This is a genomic window from Sphingopyxis sp. GW247-27LB, from assembly GCF_002277025.1.
Lineage (GTDB): Bacteria > Pseudomonadota > Alphaproteobacteria > Sphingomonadales > Sphingomonadaceae > Sphingopyxis.
On record NZ_NIWD01000009.1, the window covers coordinates 592,648 to 610,240 of the forward strand.

Annotated in this window: 16 protein-coding genes; 11 read left to right on the forward strand and 5 right to left on the reverse strand. The window is 68.1% G+C overall.

What is annotated here, in order from left to right; translation table 11 throughout:
• The first annotated feature begins 10 nt into the window (after positions 1–10).
• Positions 11–2,803 carry a TonB-dependent receptor gene (locus CD928_RS15310; protein ID WP_095387929.1) on the forward strand — a complete coding sequence of 931 codons (2,793 nt, stop codon included), beginning with the start codon at positions 11–13 and terminating at the stop codon, positions 2,801–2,803.
• Between the two features lie 104 nt (positions 2,804–2,907).
• Positions 2,908–4,722 carry a sodium:proton antiporter gene (locus CD928_RS15315; RefSeq protein ID WP_176473599.1) on the forward strand — a complete coding sequence of 605 codons (1,815 nt, stop codon included), beginning with the start codon at positions 2,908–2,910 and terminating at the stop codon, positions 4,720–4,722.
• Positions 4,723–4,768: 46 nt separating this feature from the next.
• Here CD928_RS15315 and CD928_RS15320 read toward each other — a convergent pair whose 3' ends face one another.
• Positions 4,769–6,097, reverse strand: a complete 1,329-nt coding sequence (locus tag CD928_RS15320) for a homoserine dehydrogenase (protein WP_095387930.1) — start codon at positions 6,095–6,097, stop codon at positions 4,769–4,771.
• 120 nt (positions 6,098–6,217) lie between these two features.
• Positions 6,218–7,105: a hypothetical protein gene (locus CD928_RS15325; protein ID WP_095387931.1), complete on the reverse strand. Its 888-nt coding sequence runs from the start codon at positions 7,103–7,105 to the stop codon at positions 6,218–6,220.
• A gap of 264 nt (positions 7,106–7,369) precedes the next feature.
• On the opposite strand from CD928_RS15325, the gene CD928_RS15330 reads away from it, so the two are divergent.
• The 6 genes from CD928_RS15330 (at position 7,370) to CD928_RS15355 (ending at position 12,064) form a co-directional block, all read left to right on the forward strand.
• Positions 7,370–8,023: an energy transducer TonB gene (locus CD928_RS15330; RefSeq protein ID WP_095387932.1), complete on the forward strand. Its 654-nt coding sequence runs from the start codon at positions 7,370–7,372 to the stop codon at positions 8,021–8,023.
• A 59-nt stretch (positions 8,024–8,082) separates the two neighbouring features.
• Positions 8,083–8,889, forward strand: coding sequence for a MotA/TolQ/ExbB proton channel family protein (locus CD928_RS15335; protein WP_255247190.1), 807 nt, complete (start codon positions 8,083–8,085; stop codon positions 8,887–8,889).
• Between the two features lie 115 nt (positions 8,890–9,004).
• Positions 9,005–9,523 (forward strand): biopolymer transporter ExbD, encoded by a 519-nt coding sequence (locus tag CD928_RS15340; RefSeq protein WP_095387933.1) that lies wholly within the window; start codon positions 9,005–9,007, stop codon positions 9,521–9,523.
• A 36-nt stretch (positions 9,524–9,559) separates the two neighbouring features.
• A complete protein-coding gene (locus CD928_RS15345) occupies positions 9,560–9,985 on the forward strand; it encodes a biopolymer transporter ExbD (RefSeq protein WP_095387934.1) in 426 nt (141 codons plus the stop codon).
• 124 nt (positions 9,986–10,109) lie between these two features.
• A complete protein-coding gene (locus CD928_RS15350) occupies positions 10,110–11,420 on the forward strand; it encodes a UDP-glucose/GDP-mannose dehydrogenase family protein (protein WP_095387935.1) in 1,311 nt (436 codons plus the stop codon).
• Between the two features lie 80 nt (positions 11,421–11,500).
• Positions 11,501–12,064, forward strand: coding sequence for a superoxide dismutase family protein (locus tag CD928_RS15355; RefSeq protein ID WP_095387936.1), 564 nt, complete (start codon positions 11,501–11,503; stop codon positions 12,062–12,064).
• 46 nt (positions 12,065–12,110) lie between these two features.
• On the opposite strand, the gene CD928_RS15360 is transcribed toward CD928_RS15355, so the two are convergent.
• Positions 12,111–13,709, reverse strand: a complete 1,599-nt coding sequence (locus tag CD928_RS15360; RefSeq protein WP_095387937.1) for an MFS transporter — start codon at positions 13,707–13,709, stop codon at positions 12,111–12,113.
• A gap of 104 nt (positions 13,710–13,813) precedes the next feature.
• Between CD928_RS15360 and CD928_RS15365 the strand changes: the two genes are divergently transcribed.
• Positions 13,814–14,308, forward strand: a complete 495-nt coding sequence (locus CD928_RS15365; RefSeq protein WP_095387938.1) for a low molecular weight protein-tyrosine-phosphatase — start codon at positions 13,814–13,816, stop codon at positions 14,306–14,308.
• Here CD928_RS15365 and thpR read toward each other — a convergent pair.
• Positions 14,218–14,832: an RNA 2',3'-cyclic phosphodiesterase gene (gene thpR / locus CD928_RS15370; protein ID WP_095388093.1), complete on the reverse strand. Its 615-nt coding sequence runs from the start codon at positions 14,830–14,832 to the stop codon at positions 14,218–14,220. The genes CD928_RS15365 and thpR overlap by 91 nt on opposite strands.
• 147 nt (positions 14,833–14,979) lie before the next feature.
• Between thpR and CD928_RS15375 the strand changes: the two genes are divergently transcribed.
• Both CD928_RS15375 and CD928_RS15380 read left to right on the forward strand, forming a co-directional pair.
• The gene (locus tag CD928_RS15375; protein ID WP_095387939.1) at positions 14,980–15,717 is read left to right on the forward strand and encodes a Bax inhibitor-1/YccA family protein; all 738 of its coding nucleotides are present in this window, start codon (positions 14,980–14,982) and stop codon (positions 15,715–15,717) included.
• A 309-nt stretch (positions 15,718–16,026) separates the two neighbouring features.
• Positions 16,027–16,923, forward strand: a complete 897-nt coding sequence (locus CD928_RS15380; protein WP_095387940.1) for a DUF2785 domain-containing protein — start codon at positions 16,027–16,029, stop codon at positions 16,921–16,923.
• A gap of 10 nt (positions 16,924–16,933) precedes the next feature.
• On the opposite strand, the gene CD928_RS15385 is transcribed toward CD928_RS15380, so the two are convergent.
• On the reverse strand, positions 16,934–17,569 hold the full coding sequence (locus CD928_RS15385; RefSeq protein WP_095387941.1) for a glutathione S-transferase family protein: 636 nt from the start codon (positions 17,567–17,569) through the stop codon (positions 16,934–16,936).
• Positions 17,570–17,593 lie beyond the last annotated feature (24 nt).

The window sequence follows — 17,593 nt, forward strand, 5'->3', positions numbered from 1 at the left end:
AGTGCCCGTCATGAAATCTTCTTCCCTTCTTGCCGCCCGCCTTTTGCGCACCAGCGCGCTCGGCGTATCGCTGGCGGTCGCCGCGGCCGCGGCGCCCGCCTTCGCGCAGGACAGCGCGGCCCCCGACAGCGCGGCCCAGAACGCGACCGCCGACGATTCCGCCGGCGACGCGATCGTCGTCACCGCGCAGGGCCGTGCCCAGCTGCTCTCCGACGTTCCGGTCGCCATTTCGGCGGTCGGCGCCGAGGCGATGCAGAACAGCGGCGCCAACGACATCCGCCAATTGAACCAGGTCGCGCCGTCGCTGCTCGTCTCGTCGACCGGCAGCGAAGCCAATGGTTCGGCGCGCATCCGCGGCATCGGCACCGTCGGCGACAACCCCGGCCTCGAAAGCTCGGTCCCGGTCTTCATCGACGGCGTCTACCGCTCGCGCTCGGGCATCGGCCTCAACGAACTGGGCGAGCTCGAGCGCGTCGAGGTCCAGCGCGGCCCGCAGGGCACGCTCGGCGGCCGCAATTCGTCGGCGGGGCTGATCAGCATCTATTCGAAGAAGCCCGAGTTCACCTTCGGCGGATCGGGCGAGATCACCTATGGCAATTATGATTATTGGCGCGCCGCCGCCAGCCTGACCGGGCCGATCAGCGACACGCTCGCCGCGCGCGTCGACGGCGTCTGGGTCAAGCGCGACGGCTTCTATCGCGATCCGGCGAACAACACCGACGTCAACAACCGCGACCGCTATTTCCTGCGCGGTCAGCTCCTGTTCGAGCCCACCGACGCGCTGTCGGTGCGGCTGATCGCCGACTATACCTTCCGCGACGAGCGATGCTGCGGCGCCATCTATGTCGACAACAGCGTCAACCCCTATATCGGCAATCTCAACGATCCGTCGACGCCGCTCGCGCCGCTTCAGCCCGACGGCAACAACATCATCAACGTGCTGCGCGACCTGGGGCAGCCGCTTGCGGCGTTCAACCAGGGCTATGGGCGGACGCTGTCGGTCACCCCGGGGCGCAGCTATGCCGGCGAGACCAAGGATTACGGCTTCTCGGGCCAGATCGACTATGATTTCGGCGGCGCGACGCTGACCTCGATCACCGCCTATCGCGAATATCGGTCGAGCCAGGCCGGCGATCTCGACTATGGCACCGTCGACATCCTCTATCGCGCGCCGAGCGACGACGCCTATCGCCAGTTCCACACCTTCACCCAGGAAGTGCGGCTGAACGGCGAAGCCTTCGGCGGCAAGCTCGACTGGCTTGTCGGCGGCTTCTACGCCAACGAGAAGCTGACGGTGCGCGACAATCTGCGCTTCGGCGACCAGTATGGCCGCTTCGCCAATTGCCGCATCATCTCGGGCGGCGGGCTCGCGCCGCTCTATTCGCCGACCAGCCCGCTGTGCGTCTTTCCCGGCGTCGGCCCCGCGACGATCGGCGCCGCGAGCGGCGCGTCGGGTCCCGACATCCTTGCGGCGTTCAACCTGCTCGACGGGCTCAACGACCTCGGCAGCATCGACGACCGCTATTATCAGAACGGCACCAACTGGGCGCTGTTCACGCACAATATCTTCCACGTCACCGACACGATCGATTTCACCTTCGGCGTGCGTTACACCCACGACAAGAAGAAGTTCGCCGCGAGCTTCACCAACGACAACACGATCTGCCCGCAGATTCAGGGGCTGGTGCTCGACGACCTGACGAGCGCGACGTCGAACGCGACCGCCAAGGCGCTCGCCGGCGCGCTGATCGGCCTCGGCTGCCAGGGCAACGCGACCGCCGAGCTCGACGGCGTGTCGATCAACGACCAGCGCAGCGAGGACGAGTGGACCGGCACCGCGATCCTGTCGTGGAAGCCGACCCCCGATCTTCTGGCCTATGCGAGCTTTTCGCGCGGCTACAAGGCGGGCGGGTTCAACCTCGACCGCTCGGCGCTCAAGTCGCCGATCGTGCCCTTCGCCGCGGTCGGCGGTGCGCAGGCGGTCGTCGGCAATCTGCAGTTCGACCCCGAACTGGTCGACGCCTATGAAATCGGCGCCAAATATGCGACCGGGCCGTTCAGCCTCGGCGTGTCGGCCTTCCGGTCGGATTTCAGCAACTTCCAGCTCAACACCTTCAACGGCAGCGTGTTCATCGTCCAGACGATCAACGGCTGCGGCGGCGACCTCGTCGGCGGTCCCGATGCCGATACCGACACGAGCGGGGCGACCGGGGCCTGCGCGGCCGACGACGTCAGCTGGGGCGTGCGTACCGAAGGCGTCGAGATCGAGGCCTCGCTGGTTCCGGCGCGCGACTTCCGCCTCGCCGCGGGCCTGACCTATGCGAAGACCAAGTATCGCGCCGATCTGGTCGGCAACAAGTCGGGCACGCCGCTCGACCCGGCGCTGCGCAAGCTGCCCGGCGACAATCTGTCGAACGCGCCCGAATGGGTCGCGACCGGCAGCGTCACCTGGACGCCCGAGATCGGCAGTAGCGGGCTGACCGGCCTCGTCTATATCGATGGCCGCATGACCAGCGACTACAACACGGGCTCGGACCTGTTCCCGCAGAAGGAGCAGGACGGCTATGCGCTGTTCAACGCCCGCCTCGGCATCCGCGGTCCCGACGAGAAATGGGGCGTCGAGTTCTGGGCGCAGAATATCTTCAACAAGAATTACGCCCAGGTCGCGTTCAACTCGCCCTTCCAGGCGGGAACGACGTCGGCGCCCTTCGTCGACCCGCAATATCCGGGCGGACGCCAGATCTTCTCGCAGTTCCTGGCCGAGCCCAGGACCTATGGCGTGACGCTGCGCGGCAAGTTCTGATCGCGCTTCGCGGCTGAAAGACCGGACCGCCCGCTCGCCGCAAGGGGAGCGGGCGGTCTCTTTTTTCTGGCGTCTTTTCCGCCCCATGCCCTAGGCTCCATGCCATGTTCGCGATCGACTCCCTGCTCGTCAAAATCGCCCTGATCGGGGTCATCGGCATCGGCGCGCAATGGGTCGCGTGGCGCACCGGCCGGCCGGCGATCGCGCTGATGCTGATCGCGGGCATCATCGCGGGCCCGGTGCTCGGCCTCATCCACCCCGAGCAGGATTTCGGCGCGCTGCGCGAGCCGATGATCAAGCTCGCGGTCGCGGTGATCCTGTTCGAGGGCGGGCTGACGCTGAAATTCCGCGAGCTGCGCCACGCCGGCGTCGCGGTGTTCATGCTCGTCTTCGTGGGCGTGCCGGTGGGCTGGGCGCTCGGCACCGCCGCCGCCTATTACGGCGCCGGCCTGCCGCTGGAGATCGCGGCGCTGTTCGGCGGCATCATGGTCGTCACCGGCCCGACGGTGGTCGTACCGCTGCTCCGCACGCTCAACATCACGCCGCGCGTCAAGCATATGCTGAAGTGGGAAGCGATCGTGAACGACCCGATCGGCGCGCTGCTCGCGGTCGGCATCTACGCCTATATCACCCATGGCGGCGCGCAGGCGAACAGCGTCGCGATCGTCACCGACGTTGTCGCGGCGAGCCTGCTCGCGATGCTGATCGGCGGCGGCGCGGCCTTCGCGCTGACCTCCGCCTTCGTGCGCGGCTGGGTTCCCGAATATCTGAAGGCGCCGGTGCTGCTGACCACGGTGATCGCCGCCTTCGTCTTCGCCGACCTGATCATGCACGAAACCGGGCTGATCACCGTGACGGTGATGGGCGTGGTGATGGCGAACCGCGAGACCGATTCGAGTCACATGCTGCTGCGCTTCAAGGAGGATCTGACCGTCCTCCTCGTCTCGGGCGTGTTCATCATCCTGTCGGCGACGCTCGACTGGAATGTGGTGACCAATTTCCAGGCGCGCTTCATCCTGTTCCTGATCCTGCTGCTGTTCGTGGTGCGGCCGCTGACCATCATGCTCGCGCTGCTGTTCACCCGCATCCCGTTCAAGGAGCGATTGTTCGTCGCGTGGATCGCGCCGCGCGGCATCGTCGCCGCGGCGGTGACCGGCCTGTTCGCGCTGCGCCTCTCCGACTATGGCATTCCGGGCGCCGAGGCGCTGGTGCCGCTGTCCTTCGCGGTGGTGATCGCGACGATCTTCGCGCACGGCTTCACCGCCGCGCCTTTCGCGCGCTGGCTGGGGCTCGACCGCGGCAAGGGCGACGGGGTGCTGCTCGTCGGCGCCAACAGCTGGACGATCGCGTTCGCCCAGTTCGTCAAGGCGCAGGAGCGCGACGTGCTGATCGCCGACCCGAGCCAGCTCGCGCTGCGCCGCGCGCGGCGTGCCGGCCTGCCCGTCCATCACGGCGACATATTGGACGAGACGCACGACGACCATCTCGACATGGGCCGTTACCAGCAGCTGATCGCGGCGACCGACAACGACGCCTATAACGCGCTGGTGTGCAGCGAGCTGGCGCCCGAGGTCGGCCACGACCGCGTCAGCCGGATGATCGGCGAATCGCGGCCGGGCGGCCAGCGGCGCGGGCGGGTCTTCACGCTGGCGGGGACACCGATCGAGGAGCAGCTCGACCGGCTGCTGGCGGGCTGGACCTTCGGCCGGACGAAGATCACCGAGAAATTCACCTACGCCGATTTCGTCGCGCGGATGAAGGCGTCGGGGGGCGACAGCCTGGCGGTGGTGCGCGCGTCGGGTGACCTCGCCGTCTTCTCGGTCCAGCACCGGCCGGGCGTCGACGCGGGCGATACCGTCTGGACCTTCGTGCCGCCCGACGACCCCAAGGCGCGCCTGGAGGCGCGGGAGGCGTCCTGATCCCCCGCCCGCTCGCCTCCCTTTCGGGCGCGGCGCGGGCAGACGATCAGAGCGCGAGGATCGGCATGTGCATCGGCTCGCCGACCACATGGTCCGACGCGGCGAGCGCGGCGAGCGCGGCGTGGATCGCGCGCGCGGGGCCTTCGTGGGTGACGAGCGCGATCACGACGCCGCCGCCCGCTTCGTCGCCGCGCTGGATGAAGCTCTCGATCGACACCCCCGCGTCGCGCATCGCCGCCGCGATCTCGGCGAGCACGCCGATGCGGTCCTCGACCACCAGCCGGACATAATGCTTGCCGACCCGCGCCCCCGCGTCGGCGGCGGGCGCCTGGTCGAGCGCGTCGACGGGCATCGCGAAGGCGGGGCCATATTCGTCGCGCGCGATGTCGATGATGTCGGCGACGATCGCCGACGCCGTCGGTCCCGCGCCCGCGCCCGCGCCCTCGAAGAAAAGGCGGCCGACGAAATTGCCCTCGGCGACGACGGCGTTCAAGGCGCCGGGAACATAGGCGAGCGGATGGTCGGCGGGGACGAGGCAGGGCTGGACATGCTGGTAGAGCGCGCCGCCGTTCGCCGGATCACGCTCGGCCATGCCGATCAGGCGGACGCGGTGGCCCAGCGCCTCGGCCTCGCGGATGTCGGCGGCGATCAGGCCGCGGATGCCCGTCGCCGCGACCGCGTCGATGTCGAGCCGGGTCCCGAAGCAGAGCGCGGCGAGGATCGACAGCTTGTGCGCGGCGTCGATGCCGTCGACGTCGAAGGTCGGGTCGGCCTCGGCATAGCCCTCGGCCTGCGCCGCGGCGAGCGCCTCGGCGAAGCTCGCGCGCTCGCGCTCCATCCGGGTCAGGATATAATTGCAGGTGCCGTTGAGGATGCCGTAGACGCGCGCGATCTCGTTCGCCGAGGCGCCCTCGCGAATCGCCTTGATCACCGGAATGCCGCCCGCGACCGCCGCCTCATATTTGAGCGGCGTGTCCTTTTCCTCGGCGAGGCGGGCGAGATCGAGCCCGTGGTGCGCGATCATCGCCTTGTTGGCGGTGACCAGCGCCTTGCCCGCGCCGAGCGCCTGGCGCGCGAGGGTCAGCGCCGGGCCGTCGGCGCCGCCGACCATCTCGACGACGACGTCGACGTCGGCGGCCGCGACCAGCGCGCCCATATCGTCTTCCCAGCGATAGGCCGACAGGTCGACGCCGCGATCCTTGTGCCGGTCGCGCGCCGAGAGGGCGACAATCTCGATCGGCCGGCCGGCGCGGCGCGCGATCAGCTCGCGATTCGCCTCGAGCAGTCGCACGACCCCGCCGCCGACGACGCCGATCCCGGCCAGCGCGACGCGGAGCGGCGGGCGAGGGGCGGTGGGGGCGGGCGATGGCGACATGCGGGCACTCCGGTTCGGTTCGGCAAGGCGGGCCACGCCCGCGGGTGCGAGCGCCCTATCGGCTTTTCGCGGGGATACAAGCCCGGCGCGGCTTCGGCGGGGCCAAGCCGGGCTTTCCCGTCACCCCTTCGGCGGCGTCCGCGTCCGCGTGCAGTCGCCGAGCGCGCCGAGCACGACGGCATAGTCCGACGCGGCCGTCTTGCGGTCCTCGGCCGGCGTCCCGGCGAGCTTGGAGAGCGGCAGGGTGCGGGGCAGGCCGCAGGCGAGCCGGTACCAGGCGAGCGTGCCCCGCTTCGGAACCCCGGCGCCCTCGACGATCTCGCCGAAGGCGGCCGCCCAGCTGCGCGACCCGTCGGCGCGGGTGGTGATGACGAGCGACACGGGCTCGCCGGTCGCGGTGTCGAGGAACAATTGCGTCTCGCCCTCGCCGGGAAGCGTGCCCGGAACGTGGAAGCCGTTGGCGATGCCGGTCACCCTGGGCGGCGCGCCGGGCTTGACCAGCTCGGTCAGGATCGCGCGCAGCTGCGCATCGGTCGCCGGATCCCAGGCGAGCTGCGCGTCGGGGGCGACGAGCTGCACGCTGCTCGTGCTCGCCGCGCCCGCCGCCCCGGCTGCGACGGGACGGGCGAAGAGCAGGACGGGCTGTTTGCGCTTGAGCTTCACCGGCTTTCCGTTGGTGCCGAGCGGCAGGTCGACGAGATAGGAAATGCGTTTCGCGAGCGGTCCCGAGCCGCGAATCAGGCTGGCAACCTCGGCCTCGACATAGAATCGGGCGTGGCCCGGAGCGAGCCCCGGGGCGCGTTCGGGCTTCAGGACCGTGCTGTCGGCGATGCGCGCCTGCAGCACCATCGGAGCGATGGACGCGAGGTCGGCGAGGTCGGCATAGCTGTAGGGGCTGACCGCCCCCGCGTCGGCCGGGGCGGCGGTCTGCATCGCCGAAACCCCGGAATTTCCGATGGTTAGGACACTAAGGCTGGCCAGGGCGGCGGGGAGGAGCAGGCGTGTCATCGCGTCTCTTTCTGTCGTCGTCGACGCGCGTTTCGGCGTCGAAGCCCCATCATGGGGCAGGGCACATTAACCGCTGATAAAGGGTTTGCGAACTTGCCGCCACCGCGATAGGACGTGCGGCGAAGCGCCCGGAAAAACAAAACAACCGGAAGCTGACCGCCGGGTCCCGCGGAACGCATCGGAAATCATCCGGGCACATGTGGCAACCGAACCGGGCGGTATGGATTGGTGTCAGGATGATCTAGCAAGGAGCGTCGTCCCTGAATGGCTTATGGTGATAATGTCGACCCTAAAAATAGGGTAGTGGCGATTGTCTTGGTCGGTCTGTTTACTGCTGTTCTGGGCTATGGCCTGGTCAACGGCCTGAACATCAGCATCGTCAAGAAAATCGCCGAAAAACTGGATGTGGTGGACGTCGAAGAGCCGCCGCCACCGGAGGAGCCCCCGCCGCCGCCGCCGCCGGACAACAAGTTGCCGCCGCCGCCGCCGGTCGTGACGCCGCCGTCGGTGATTCCGCCGCCGGTGACCACGAACACGATTCAGTCGGTGCCGACGCCGCCGCCGAATCCGCCGGCGCCGGTCTATATTCCGCCGGCACCGCCGGCACCGCCCGCCGTCAACCGATCGGCCCCCGCGAAGCCCAAGGGTTCGCCCGGCCGCTGGGTGACCGACGACGACTATCCGGCGCGCGCGAAGCGCGAAGAGCGTGCGGGAACCACCGGTTTCCGCCTGACGGTCGGCACCGACGGCCGCCCGACCGATTGCTCGATCACGTCTTCCAGCGGCCATGCCGACCTCGACGAGACGGCGTGCCGTCTGATGATGCGTCGCGCCCGGTTCTCGGCACCGCTCGACAGCGCGGGCAATCCCACCACGGGAACCTGGTCGAGCCGGTTCACCTGGAAACTCAACAACTAGGGCCGGCTCCCGGCCCCATCATTTCAAGACTTTGACTTTTTTGAGAGGGAATAACCTATATGTTTAATCTGATCGCAAATGCCGCTGCTGCGGCGGGCAGCCACGATGTCGGTCTGACCCTCATGCCCGCTTCGATGTGCGTGAAGAGCGAGGGCGAAAACCCCTACGGCCTCATTCCCGCGCTGTGCGAAGGCGGCATCGTCTCGCAGATCACCTTCCTGGTGCTGCTGGTCATGTTCGTCGGCACGCTCTACATCCTGTTCACCAAGCTGTTCGAACAGAATAAGGTCATCGGCCAGGGCAAGGCGGTCGACGCCAATTTCTGGCGCGCCCCGACGCTCGCCGACGGCGCCGCGAAGCTCGAGAAGAACAGCGCCTATCGCCAGGTCGTCGAAGACGGTCTGCGCGCCAGCGAAGAGCATAACAAGCTGACCGACCCCGTCGAAGCGCACGACTGGATGCACGGCACGCTCGAGCGGTCGCAGAACCACATCAACTCGAAGCTCAACGGCGGCCTCGCCTTCCTCGCGACCGTGGGTTCGACCGCGCCGTTCGTGGGTCTGTTCGGTACCGTTATCGGTATTCTGCGCGCCCTCGTGAAGATCGGTGCGTCGGGCCAGGCCTCGATCGACACCGTCGCGGGTCCGGTCGGCGAAGCGCTCATCATGACCGCCATCGGTCTGATCGTGGCGGTTCCCGCGGTGCTCGCGTTCAACTGGCTGCAGAGCCGCAACAAGTCGATCGCGCGTCGCCTGTCGACCTTCTCGAACGACGTTCTCGGTTCGATCATGTCGAACGGCCAGGTGAAGCCGGCCGTCGCCGCTGCCAAGCCGGCCGCTCCGGCTGCGGCGCCGAAGAAGGCCTGATTTTTCGGATCCCCGCCCCTGCCGCGAGTTCGGCGGGGCGGGGACCGGACGGCGCGGTCCGCATTACGGTCCGCGCCGGGCCATGACAGAAATTTTGTGACAGGATGCTAATCCTATGGCGATGAGTGTAGGCGACAAGGGCGAAGATGCCCCGATGTCCGACATCAACACGACTCCGCTCGTGGACATTATGCTGGTGCTGCTCATCATCTTCCTTATCACGGTCCCCGTGGTGCTGGAGACGGTGAACCTCAAGCTGCCCTCGGTGGTTTTCGAACCGACGACGACCAAGCCGGAAAATGTGAACCTTTCGGTGCGTTCGGCGGATACCGACGGCGATGGCGAACCCAATCCCGAAAGCACGGCGTGCGAAGTCTATTGGGGCCAGACGCAGATCGATTCGCGCCAGCTGCTCGAAAAGGGGCAGAAGAAGCTTGAGGATCTCCTCGCGGAGATCGGCGGACCGCAGAATATCACCGAAGAAAATTTCCCCGAAGTGCATATCCGCGGCGACATCAACACGCCGTACCAGTGCATCGGCGGGGTGATCTATACGATGCAATATGCCGGCTTCCAGAAGATCGGGTTCATTTCCGAGCCTGCGCCTGGTTCGGGCACGCTGGGCCGCCTGTAAGGGCGTAGGTCCGCTCAGTTATGAAGGAATAATCCTATGTCCATGGCCGTTGGCGATCGGGACGAAAATGAACCGATGATGGAGATGAACACGACGCCGCTGATCGACGTCATGCTCGTGCTCCTCATCATGTTCATCATCACCATCCCGGTCCAGACCCACGCGGTGAAGATCGACCTGCCTGTCCCGACGGACAATCAGAACAATGTCGATCCTCAAAAGAACAAGGTGATGATCGACGCCGCCGGCGTGATCAGCTGGAACGGCACCGCGATCGACCTCGCGCAGCTCGCGCAATATCTGGAAGAGACCAAGGCGTTGCCGGTCGAACCCGAATTGCAGGTGCAGCCCGATCCGTTCGCGCGCTATTACATCGTCGACAATGTCATGGCGGTGATCAAGCGCAGCGGCGTCGGCAAGCTGGGCTTTGTCGGGAACGAGCAATACGCGCGCGTTTTCTGATCATCGATCCTTAACGCGATTGTCGGAAAGGGCCGCGAAGCAATTCGCGGCCCTTTTCCATTGGGCCATTTGTCCGTAAGGACACGCCGCCGCCGCCGGCGGGGCAAGCAACAAAAGGTGCGCCATGAAAATCGCCATGATCGGAACGGGTTACGTGGGCCTGGTTTCGGGAGCCTGCTTCTCCGATTTCGGGCACGACGTGGTGTGCGTCGACAAGGATGCCGGCAAGATCGAGGCGCTCGACGCCGGGCGGATGCCGATCTACGAACCGGGGCTCGATGCGCTCGTCGCGGCGAACGTCGCCGCGGGGCGCCTGTCCTTCACCACCGAGCTCGCCCCCGCGGTCGCCCACGCCGACGCGGTGTTCATCGCGGTCGGCACGCCGTCGCGGCGCGGCGATGGCCATGCCGATCTCTCCTACGTCTTCGGCGCCGCCGAGGAGCTCGCGGCGACACTGACGCACGACTGCGTGATCGTCACCAAGTCGACGGTCCCGGTGGGAACGGGCGACGAGGTCGAACGCATCCTGCGCGAACGGGCGCCGGGCCGCCGTCACCATGTCGCGTCGAACCCCGAATTCCTGCGCGAAGGCGCGGCGATCGGCGATTTCAAGCGCCCCGACCGCATCGTCATCGGGGCCGAGGACGCGCGGAGCGAGGCGGTGCTGCGCGAAATCTACCGCCCGCTCTTCCTCAACGAGGCGCCGATCCTCGTCACCCGCCGCCGCACCGCGGAGATGATCAAATATGCCGCCAACGCCTTCCTCGCGACCAAGATCACCTTCATCAACGAGGTCGCCGACCTGTGCGAGGCGGTGGGCGCGGACGTTCAGGACGTCGCGCGCGGTATCGGCCTCGACAACCGGATCGGCGCCAAATTCCTCCACGCCGGCCCCGGCTATGGCGGCAGCTGCTTCCCCAAGGATACGCTCGCGCTCCTGAAGACCGCGCAGGACAATGACGTGCCGCTGCGCCTCGTCGAGGCGACGGTGCAGGCGAACGACCTTCGGAAACGCGCGATGGGGCGCAAGATCGTGACCGCGATGGGGGGCAGCGCGCGGGGCAAGACCGTCGCGCTGCTCGGCCTGACCTTCAAGCCCAACACCGACGACATGCGGGATTCGCCCAGCCTCGCGATCGTCCAGACGTTGCTCGACGCCGGCGCGCGGGTCACCGCCTACGACCCCGAAGGCATGGCGATCGCGGCGCCGATGATGCCCGATGTGGTGATGAAGGACAGCGCCTATGCCGCCGCCGAGGGCGCGGATGCCGTGGCGATCGTCACCGAATGGGATGCGTTCCGCGCCCTCGACCTCGCGCGCCTCGGCGCGACGATGGCCGACAAGCTGCTCGTCGACCTGCGCAACATCTATCGCCGCGACGAGGTCGCACGCCATGGTTTCAAACACATCGCTATTGGAACCAGCGACGAATAGGGGCATCATCGCCCCGACGGATTCGCCGCCGGGCGGCCGGTCCAGCCGATAACGGCCAGCAGAAAACGGGGAGCAAGGTGATGACGATCGGTTCGAAACAGCTGGCGGGCATCGCCGCCGCCACGCTCGGCGCGCTGGCGCTTACCGGATGCGCGACGATGGGCGGCGGCAAGGAAAAGCTGCCCGTGCCCGACGCGACCGCGCAGCTCCACGATGCGCGCGGCGCCGATCGCGGCCGCGTCGACATCTTCAAGGACGGCAGCGGCCTTCGGATCGAGGTGATCGCGCGCGGTTTCGAAGCGGGCACCTATGGCATGCACGTCCATGCGGTCGGGCAGTGCACCCCGCCCGGCTTCACCAGCGCGGGGCCGCACTGGAATCCGACCGGCGCGCAGCACGGCCGCGACAATCCGATGGGCGCGCACCACGGCGACCTGCCGAACCTGGTGATCGAACCCGACACCATCGGCCGCGCGTCGCTCCACCTCGTCGGCACGCCGCTGTCGGGAGAGAATGGCATCCTCGACGCCGACGGCGCCGCCTTCGTGATCCACGCCGGGCCCGACGACATGAAAACCGACCCCAGCGGCAACAGCGGCGCGCGCGTCGCCTGCGGGGTCATCGGGGTTCCCGCCGCCGAGTGACGGATGCGCGCGCCCGCTTTGGGCGGGCGCGGCTATCCTTCCGAAATCAGACCGGCTCGCCCGCGCTCCGCGCGCGCTCGATGACGTTCGCCGCCGCGGTGGGGACGGTGCGATAGGCGATGACGAGGGCGATCAGGCCGAGGGGAACGATCGCCAGCGTCGACAGCACGCCGGTCGACAGGCTGCCGCTCATCGCCGACACCTGCCCCGCCATATAGGGGCCGAGCGCGAGGCCGACGAGCGTGGTCGCGAGGAAGAAGGTCGCGGTCGCGGTGCCGCGCATCCGCGGCAGCACCAGATCCTGCGTCGTCGCCGCGGCGGCGCCGAGCGCGCTCGAGGCGAGCAGCCCCGCAAGCGAGGCGAAGGCGGTGAAGCGGATGAAGTCGGCGCTGCCGGGCTCCGATTGGGTGGTGAAGGCGATGACGATCGGCGCGATCGGCGCGAGCAGGCCGAACATCACGACCAGAATCCGCCCCGCTTCGTTGCGCAGGCGCAGCCAGTCGGACATCCGCCCGCCGAGGATGACGCCCAGGAAGCCCGCGAGCGCGCCGAAGCCGCCGACCCAGAAACCCACCGTCCCTGCGTCCTCGCCGAGCACCTCGAGCGCATAGACCGGCGCGAAGGCGCTCGACGCGTAGGACATGAAGGCGACGGTCCCATAGCCGAGGATCGTCGCGAGAAAGGCCTTCGACCCCCAGATCAGGTGGAAGGTGGGGCCGTCGCGATTGCGGAGCGAGGTCGCCCACGAGAAAATGGCGTAATAGCCGAACGCGATGCACCACCATTGCAGCTGCGCGCCGGTGATGCGGATCATCCCCAGCGCGCCGATCGCCAGCAGCGCCGCGGCGGCGAGGTTGATCGCGAGCGCGCGCGGCCCGCGCGACAGGGCAGAGAGGAGGGTGAAGGGCGGGATGATCGCGTAAAGCTCTTCGAAAAAGCCCTTGAACGGCGTCGGCGAGGGCGTCGTCGGGATGCCGTCGACGAGGCCGCGCACCGGCTCGCGCAGGGTCGCGACCCACGCCGCGAGCAGCAGGCCGGGAATGCCGACCGCCATGAACGCCGCCTGCCAGCCGACGAGCCCGAAGGGGCCGCCGCCCGGATAGGCCTGGTTCCAGCCCTCGACGATGAAACCGCCGATCATCAGCGAGATGCCGCCGCCGAAATAGAGCCCCGCCGAATAGATGGCGAGCGCGGTCGCGCGCATATTCTTGGGGAACAGGTCCGAAATCAGCGAATAGGCCGCCGGCCCCGCCGTCGCTTCGCCAACGCCGACCCCCATGCGCGCCGCGGCGAGCTGGTAGCGGCCCGTCGCGAGTCCCGACAGCGCGGTCATCGCCGACCAGACCGACAGGCCGATCGTCAGCAGCCGAATCCGGTGCCACGCGTCGGCGAGGCGGCCGAGCGGTACCCCGAACAGGGCGTAGAAGACCGCGAAGGCGGTGCCGTAGAGAAAGCCGATGTCGGCATCGTCGAGCCCGAGGTCGCGCTTCAGGTCGGGGGCGAGGATCGTGATGATCTGCCGGTCGATGAAATTGAGCACATAGACGAGGAACAGGATGCCGAGCGCGTACCAGGCATAGGGGCTCGCCTTGGTCGCCGGACCCGGCACCCCGCCATCCTTCGCATCCGCGCCCGCATCGGCCATTGGCAACCCTCTCCCTCTCCGATTATCGTTGTTCGGTCATGGCTAGCAGAGTGAAGGGCGCGCGCAAGTTGAAAGCTGATTCAACTTCGCGTGAGACGGGCGATATGGACAACGATAGGCACGATAGGAAGGATGGTCCGGCGATCCTGTTCCTCTGCCTCGGCAACATCTGCCGCTCGCCGCTCGCCGAGGGCGCGGCGCGCGCGGCTTTCGACGCGGCGGGAATCGCGGCGACGCTCGATTCGGCGGGCACCGGCGACTGGCATGTCGGCCGCCCGCCCGACGCTCGCGCCCAGGCCGAGGCGCGCCGCCGCGGGGTCGATATCGGCACCCTCTGCGCGCGCCAGCTGGTGCCGGAGGATTTTACCCGCTTCGACCTGATCCTCGCCGCCGATGACCAGAATCTGTGCGATGCCCGTGCGATCGAGCCGCCCGCTGCGACCGCGCGGCTGATGCTGATGCTCGACCTGGTGCCGGGGCGCGCGGGCGAGAGCGTCGCCGATCCCTATTATGGCGACGACGGCGGTTTCGCGGCGACCTGGGCCGACGTCAGCGCGGTCGCGGCGGCGCTCGTGTCCGCCTTCGCATCGAGCGGATAGCGCGCGACCGGGTGATAGCGCGACCCGCCGTGCGCGAGTTCGCTTTCGTAGAGAATGACATGGTCGAACAGGAAGGACGCGCTCGCGAGGTCGCCGTGGAGCGCCAGAAACGGCGCGACCGGCCCCGCCGAGCGGTTGAGGCGCGCAAGCGTGATATGGGGCGTGAAGGCGCGCGTTTCGGGCGCGACCCCGACACGCGCGAGGCACTGGTCGACCTTGCGGTGCAGCGCGGCGAGCGGCGCCGACGGCTCGACCCCGGCCCAGATCGTGTGCGGGCGCCCCTGCCGCTCGAACAGCCCGACCCCCGCGATGCGCGCGGCGACGGCGGGCGCGTGCAGGACGCCGAGCGCGGCGGCGATATCCTCGGCGCGGTGGCGGTCGAGCTCGCCGATGAAGCGCAGCGTCAGATGCAGTTGCTCGTCGCTCTGCCAGCGCGCCGCCGCCAGCCCGTGCATCGCGCCGATCAGCGCGGCGCGGATGGCGCGCGGCGGGCGCAGGGCGACGAACAGGCGGTGCGTGGACATGGCGCCGCCCAGCATAGGCGGGCGCGCGCGCGATGCCACCGCCATCGTCCTCGGCCGCCATTGTCCGGTTTCGCTTGAAAGCCGGGGGTAAAACACCGATATTGCCCGCACGGCCGGTATGCTCTGGCCGGTGATGGAGATTTGACAATGGCGAATTGGAACGACCCCAATATGGCGGCGTCCGGCTTTGGCACCGTCGGCACGGCGGACGGAGCCGTCGATGCCGGCCTGCGGTCGTACATGCTGTCGGTGTACAACTATATGGCGTCGGGCGTGCTGCTGACCGGCGTCGTCGCGCTGCTGTTCTCGCGCTGGAGCGGCGCGCCCGACCTGCTGTTCGGCCCCGGACCGATCAAATATGTGATCATGCTGGCGCCGCTGGCGTTCGTGATGGTGCTGAGCTTCGGGATCAACAAGCTGTCGACGGCAGCGGCGCAGGCGCTGTTCTGGGCCTTTTCGGCGGTCATGGGCGTGTCGTTGGCGTCGATCTTCTTCGTCTATACCGACGCCTCGATCGCGCAGACCTTCTTCGCGACCGCGGCCGCCTTCCTTGGCCTCAGCCTCTATGGCTACACGACCAAGAAGGACCTGTCGGGCTTCGGCACCTTCCTGATCATGGGCGTGTTCGGCATCCTCGTCGCGATGGTGCTCAACGCGTTCATCTTCAAGTCGAGCGCGCTGGATCTCGCGATCAGCGTGATCGGCGTGCTCGTCTTCGCGGGCCTCACCGCCTATGACACGCAGAAGATCAAGAGCATGTATTTCCATGTCCGCGGCAGCGATTTCGTGGGCAAGTCGGTGGTGATGGGGGCGCTGAACCTCTACCTCGACTTCATCAACATGTTCCTGTTCCTGCTCCGCCTGTTCGGCAGCAGCCGCAACTGAGCGGTTCGGCAGGACCAGCGATCAAGAGAAGCCCGGCGGAGCAATCCGCCGGGCTTTTTCATTTGGGGCCTCGCGAACCGGTGTTGCGATGTCAGCTTTGCGACCAATCTTCCCCCTCCCTTCTAGGGAGGGGCCGGGGGTGGGTAGCCGCCGAAGGCGGCGTTCTTTCGTGGGCTCGCTCCGCTCGCGCACCCACCCCTAACCCCTCCCTAAAAGGGAGGGGAATGCCCGCTTCCCACCCCCAAAGCCGGCGTTTCCCGCCCGCGAGTCTGTAGTACAGGAGTGGCATAGTCGGAACGGGAGGGATGGATGACGATCGGCGCAATATTGGGGGCGGGCGTGCTATTGGCGGCATCGCCGGGCGTTGCCGAGGTTCGGTCGGCGGCGTGCACGGTCGCACAGCCCGCGGACGGCGACCTCAAGGCCTATGCGGCCGCCTATTTCCCGGCCGCCGGCGACGCCGCGGTCGACGCGCTGATCGCCTGCCTCGCCGATCCCGATCCTGCGGTGCGCGACGGCTTTGCCTTCACCTTGTGGTTCGAAGGTCTGCGCGGCAAGCATCTGTCCGAAGCTGGCCTGCGCCATGCCGCGACGCGGCTGTCGGCGATCCTCGCGGAGGCGGACGATGCGGCGGGCTTCCGCCGCCCCTTCGCGGCCCTCGCCCTGTCCGAAGTCGCGCGCGCCGACCGGATCGAGCCCTTTCTCTCGGACGCCGAATTGCACGCGCTCGCCGAAACGGGCGCGGCCTATTTACGCGGAGTGAGCGATTATCGCGGCTTTGCCGCGGGCGAAGGGTGGCGGCATGGCGTCGCGCACGGCGCCGACCTGATGCTCCAGCTCGCGCTCAACCCGCGGTTGGCGCGCGCCGATGCCGATGTGCTGCTTGGCGCGATCGCGGCGCAGGTCGCGCCCGATGCCGCGCTCTTCTATCATTATGGCGAGCCCGGCCGGCTGGCGCGGCCGGTGCTGTTCCTCGCCCGCCGCACCGACATCGGCGATGCGGCGTGGACGGCGTGGTTTGAGGCGCTCGCCGCCGATGGCGCGCCGCGCCGCCAGCCGCCCTTCACCAGCGACGCGAAGCTCGCGGCGGTCCACAATGCCACCGCCTTTGCCCAGGCGGTCTATGCCGGCGCGGCCGAATCGCAGGATCCCCAAGTGCGGCGGCTCGCGCCGCTCGCGGCCGGGCTGCTGAAGGCGCTTCCCTAGGGCCGCGATCCTAGGCCGGGTTCGCCGCCTGCATTTCGGCGATCAGGCCGTTGTCGATCGCCTTCGCCCGCTTGTAGGCCGCGCGCTCGCGCAGCGGCGCGACATAGGCCTCGAAGGCGGGGCGGGAGGGGATGGTGCCGAACTGCAGGCCCCAGTCGATCTGGCTGCCGACATAGACGTCGGCGGCGCTGAAGCGGTCGCCCGCGACATGGGCCTTGCCCGCGACCGCGCCTTCGAGCGCGTCGAGCGCCGCCGCGAGCGAGCCGAACCCCGCCATGCGCTGCTGGTCGCTCGCGGGCTCGAATCCGAATTGCTTGGCGGTGATCGCCTGCTCGACCGGGCCCGCGGTGAAGAAAAGCCAGCGATAATAGGCGGCGCGCTCGGCCGGCGCGGGCGCGAGCCCGGCCGCGGGGAAGGCGTCGGCCAGATAGGCGCAGATCGCGGCGCATTCGGTGACGGCCCTGCCCGCATGGAGGATCGCCGGAACCTTGCCCATCGGATTGACCGCCAGATAGTCGGCCGCCTTCATCGTCGTGCCATAATCGAGCAGGCGCGTTTCATAGGGCGCCCCGACCTCCTCGAGCATCCAGCGGACGATCTGTCCGCGCGACATCGGGTTGGTGTAGAAAATCAGTTCGTCGGCCATCCATCGTCTCCCTTCGAGTCGGAA

What these genes read in the sequence shown, in the direction of transcription:
- CD928_RS15310 (WP_095387929.1), top strand. Translation starts at nt 11, where the DNA reads ATGAAATCTTCTTCCCTTCTTGCCGCCCGCCTTTTGCGCACCAGCGCG.
- CD928_RS15315 (WP_176473599.1), top strand. Translation starts at nt 2,908, where the DNA reads ATGTTCGCGATCGACTCCCTGCTCGTCAAAATCGCCCTGATCGGGGTC.
- CD928_RS15320 (WP_095387930.1), bottom strand. Translation starts at nt 6,097, where the DNA reads ATGTCGCCATCGCCCGCCCCCACCGCCCCTCGCCCGCCGCTCCGCGTC.
- CD928_RS15325 (WP_095387931.1), bottom strand. Translation starts at nt 7,105, where the DNA reads ATGACACGCCTGCTCCTCCCCGCCGCCCTGGCCAGCCTTAGTGTCCTA.
- CD928_RS15330 (WP_095387932.1), top strand. Translation starts at nt 7,370, where the DNA reads ATGGCTTATGGTGATAATGTCGACCCTAAAAATAGGGTAGTGGCGATT.
- CD928_RS15335 (WP_255247190.1), top strand. Translation starts at nt 8,083, where the DNA reads ATGTTTAATCTGATCGCAAATGCCGCTGCTGCGGCGGGCAGCCACGAT.
- CD928_RS15340 (WP_095387933.1), top strand. Translation starts at nt 9,005, where the DNA reads ATGGCGATGAGTGTAGGCGACAAGGGCGAAGATGCCCCGATGTCCGAC.
- CD928_RS15345 (WP_095387934.1), top strand. Translation starts at nt 9,560, where the DNA reads ATGTCCATGGCCGTTGGCGATCGGGACGAAAATGAACCGATGATGGAG.
- CD928_RS15350 (WP_095387935.1), top strand. Translation starts at nt 10,110, where the DNA reads ATGAAAATCGCCATGATCGGAACGGGTTACGTGGGCCTGGTTTCGGGA.
- CD928_RS15355 (WP_095387936.1), top strand. Translation starts at nt 11,501, where the DNA reads ATGACGATCGGTTCGAAACAGCTGGCGGGCATCGCCGCCGCCACGCTC.
- CD928_RS15360 (WP_095387937.1), bottom strand. Translation starts at nt 13,709, where the DNA reads ATGGCCGATGCGGGCGCGGATGCGAAGGATGGCGGGGTGCCGGGTCCG.
- CD928_RS15365 (WP_095387938.1), top strand. Translation starts at nt 13,814, where the DNA reads ATGGACAACGATAGGCACGATAGGAAGGATGGTCCGGCGATCCTGTTC.
- thpR (WP_095388093.1), bottom strand. Translation starts at nt 14,832, where the DNA reads ATGTCCACGCACCGCCTGTTCGTCGCCCTGCGCCCGCCGCGCGCCATC.
- CD928_RS15375 (WP_095387939.1), top strand. Translation starts at nt 14,980, where the DNA reads ATGGCGAATTGGAACGACCCCAATATGGCGGCGTCCGGCTTTGGCACC.
- CD928_RS15380 (WP_095387940.1), top strand. Translation starts at nt 16,027, where the DNA reads ATGACGATCGGCGCAATATTGGGGGCGGGCGTGCTATTGGCGGCATCG.
- CD928_RS15385 (WP_095387941.1), bottom strand. Translation starts at nt 17,569, where the DNA reads ATGGCCGACGAACTGATTTTCTACACCAACCCGATGTCGCGCGGACAG.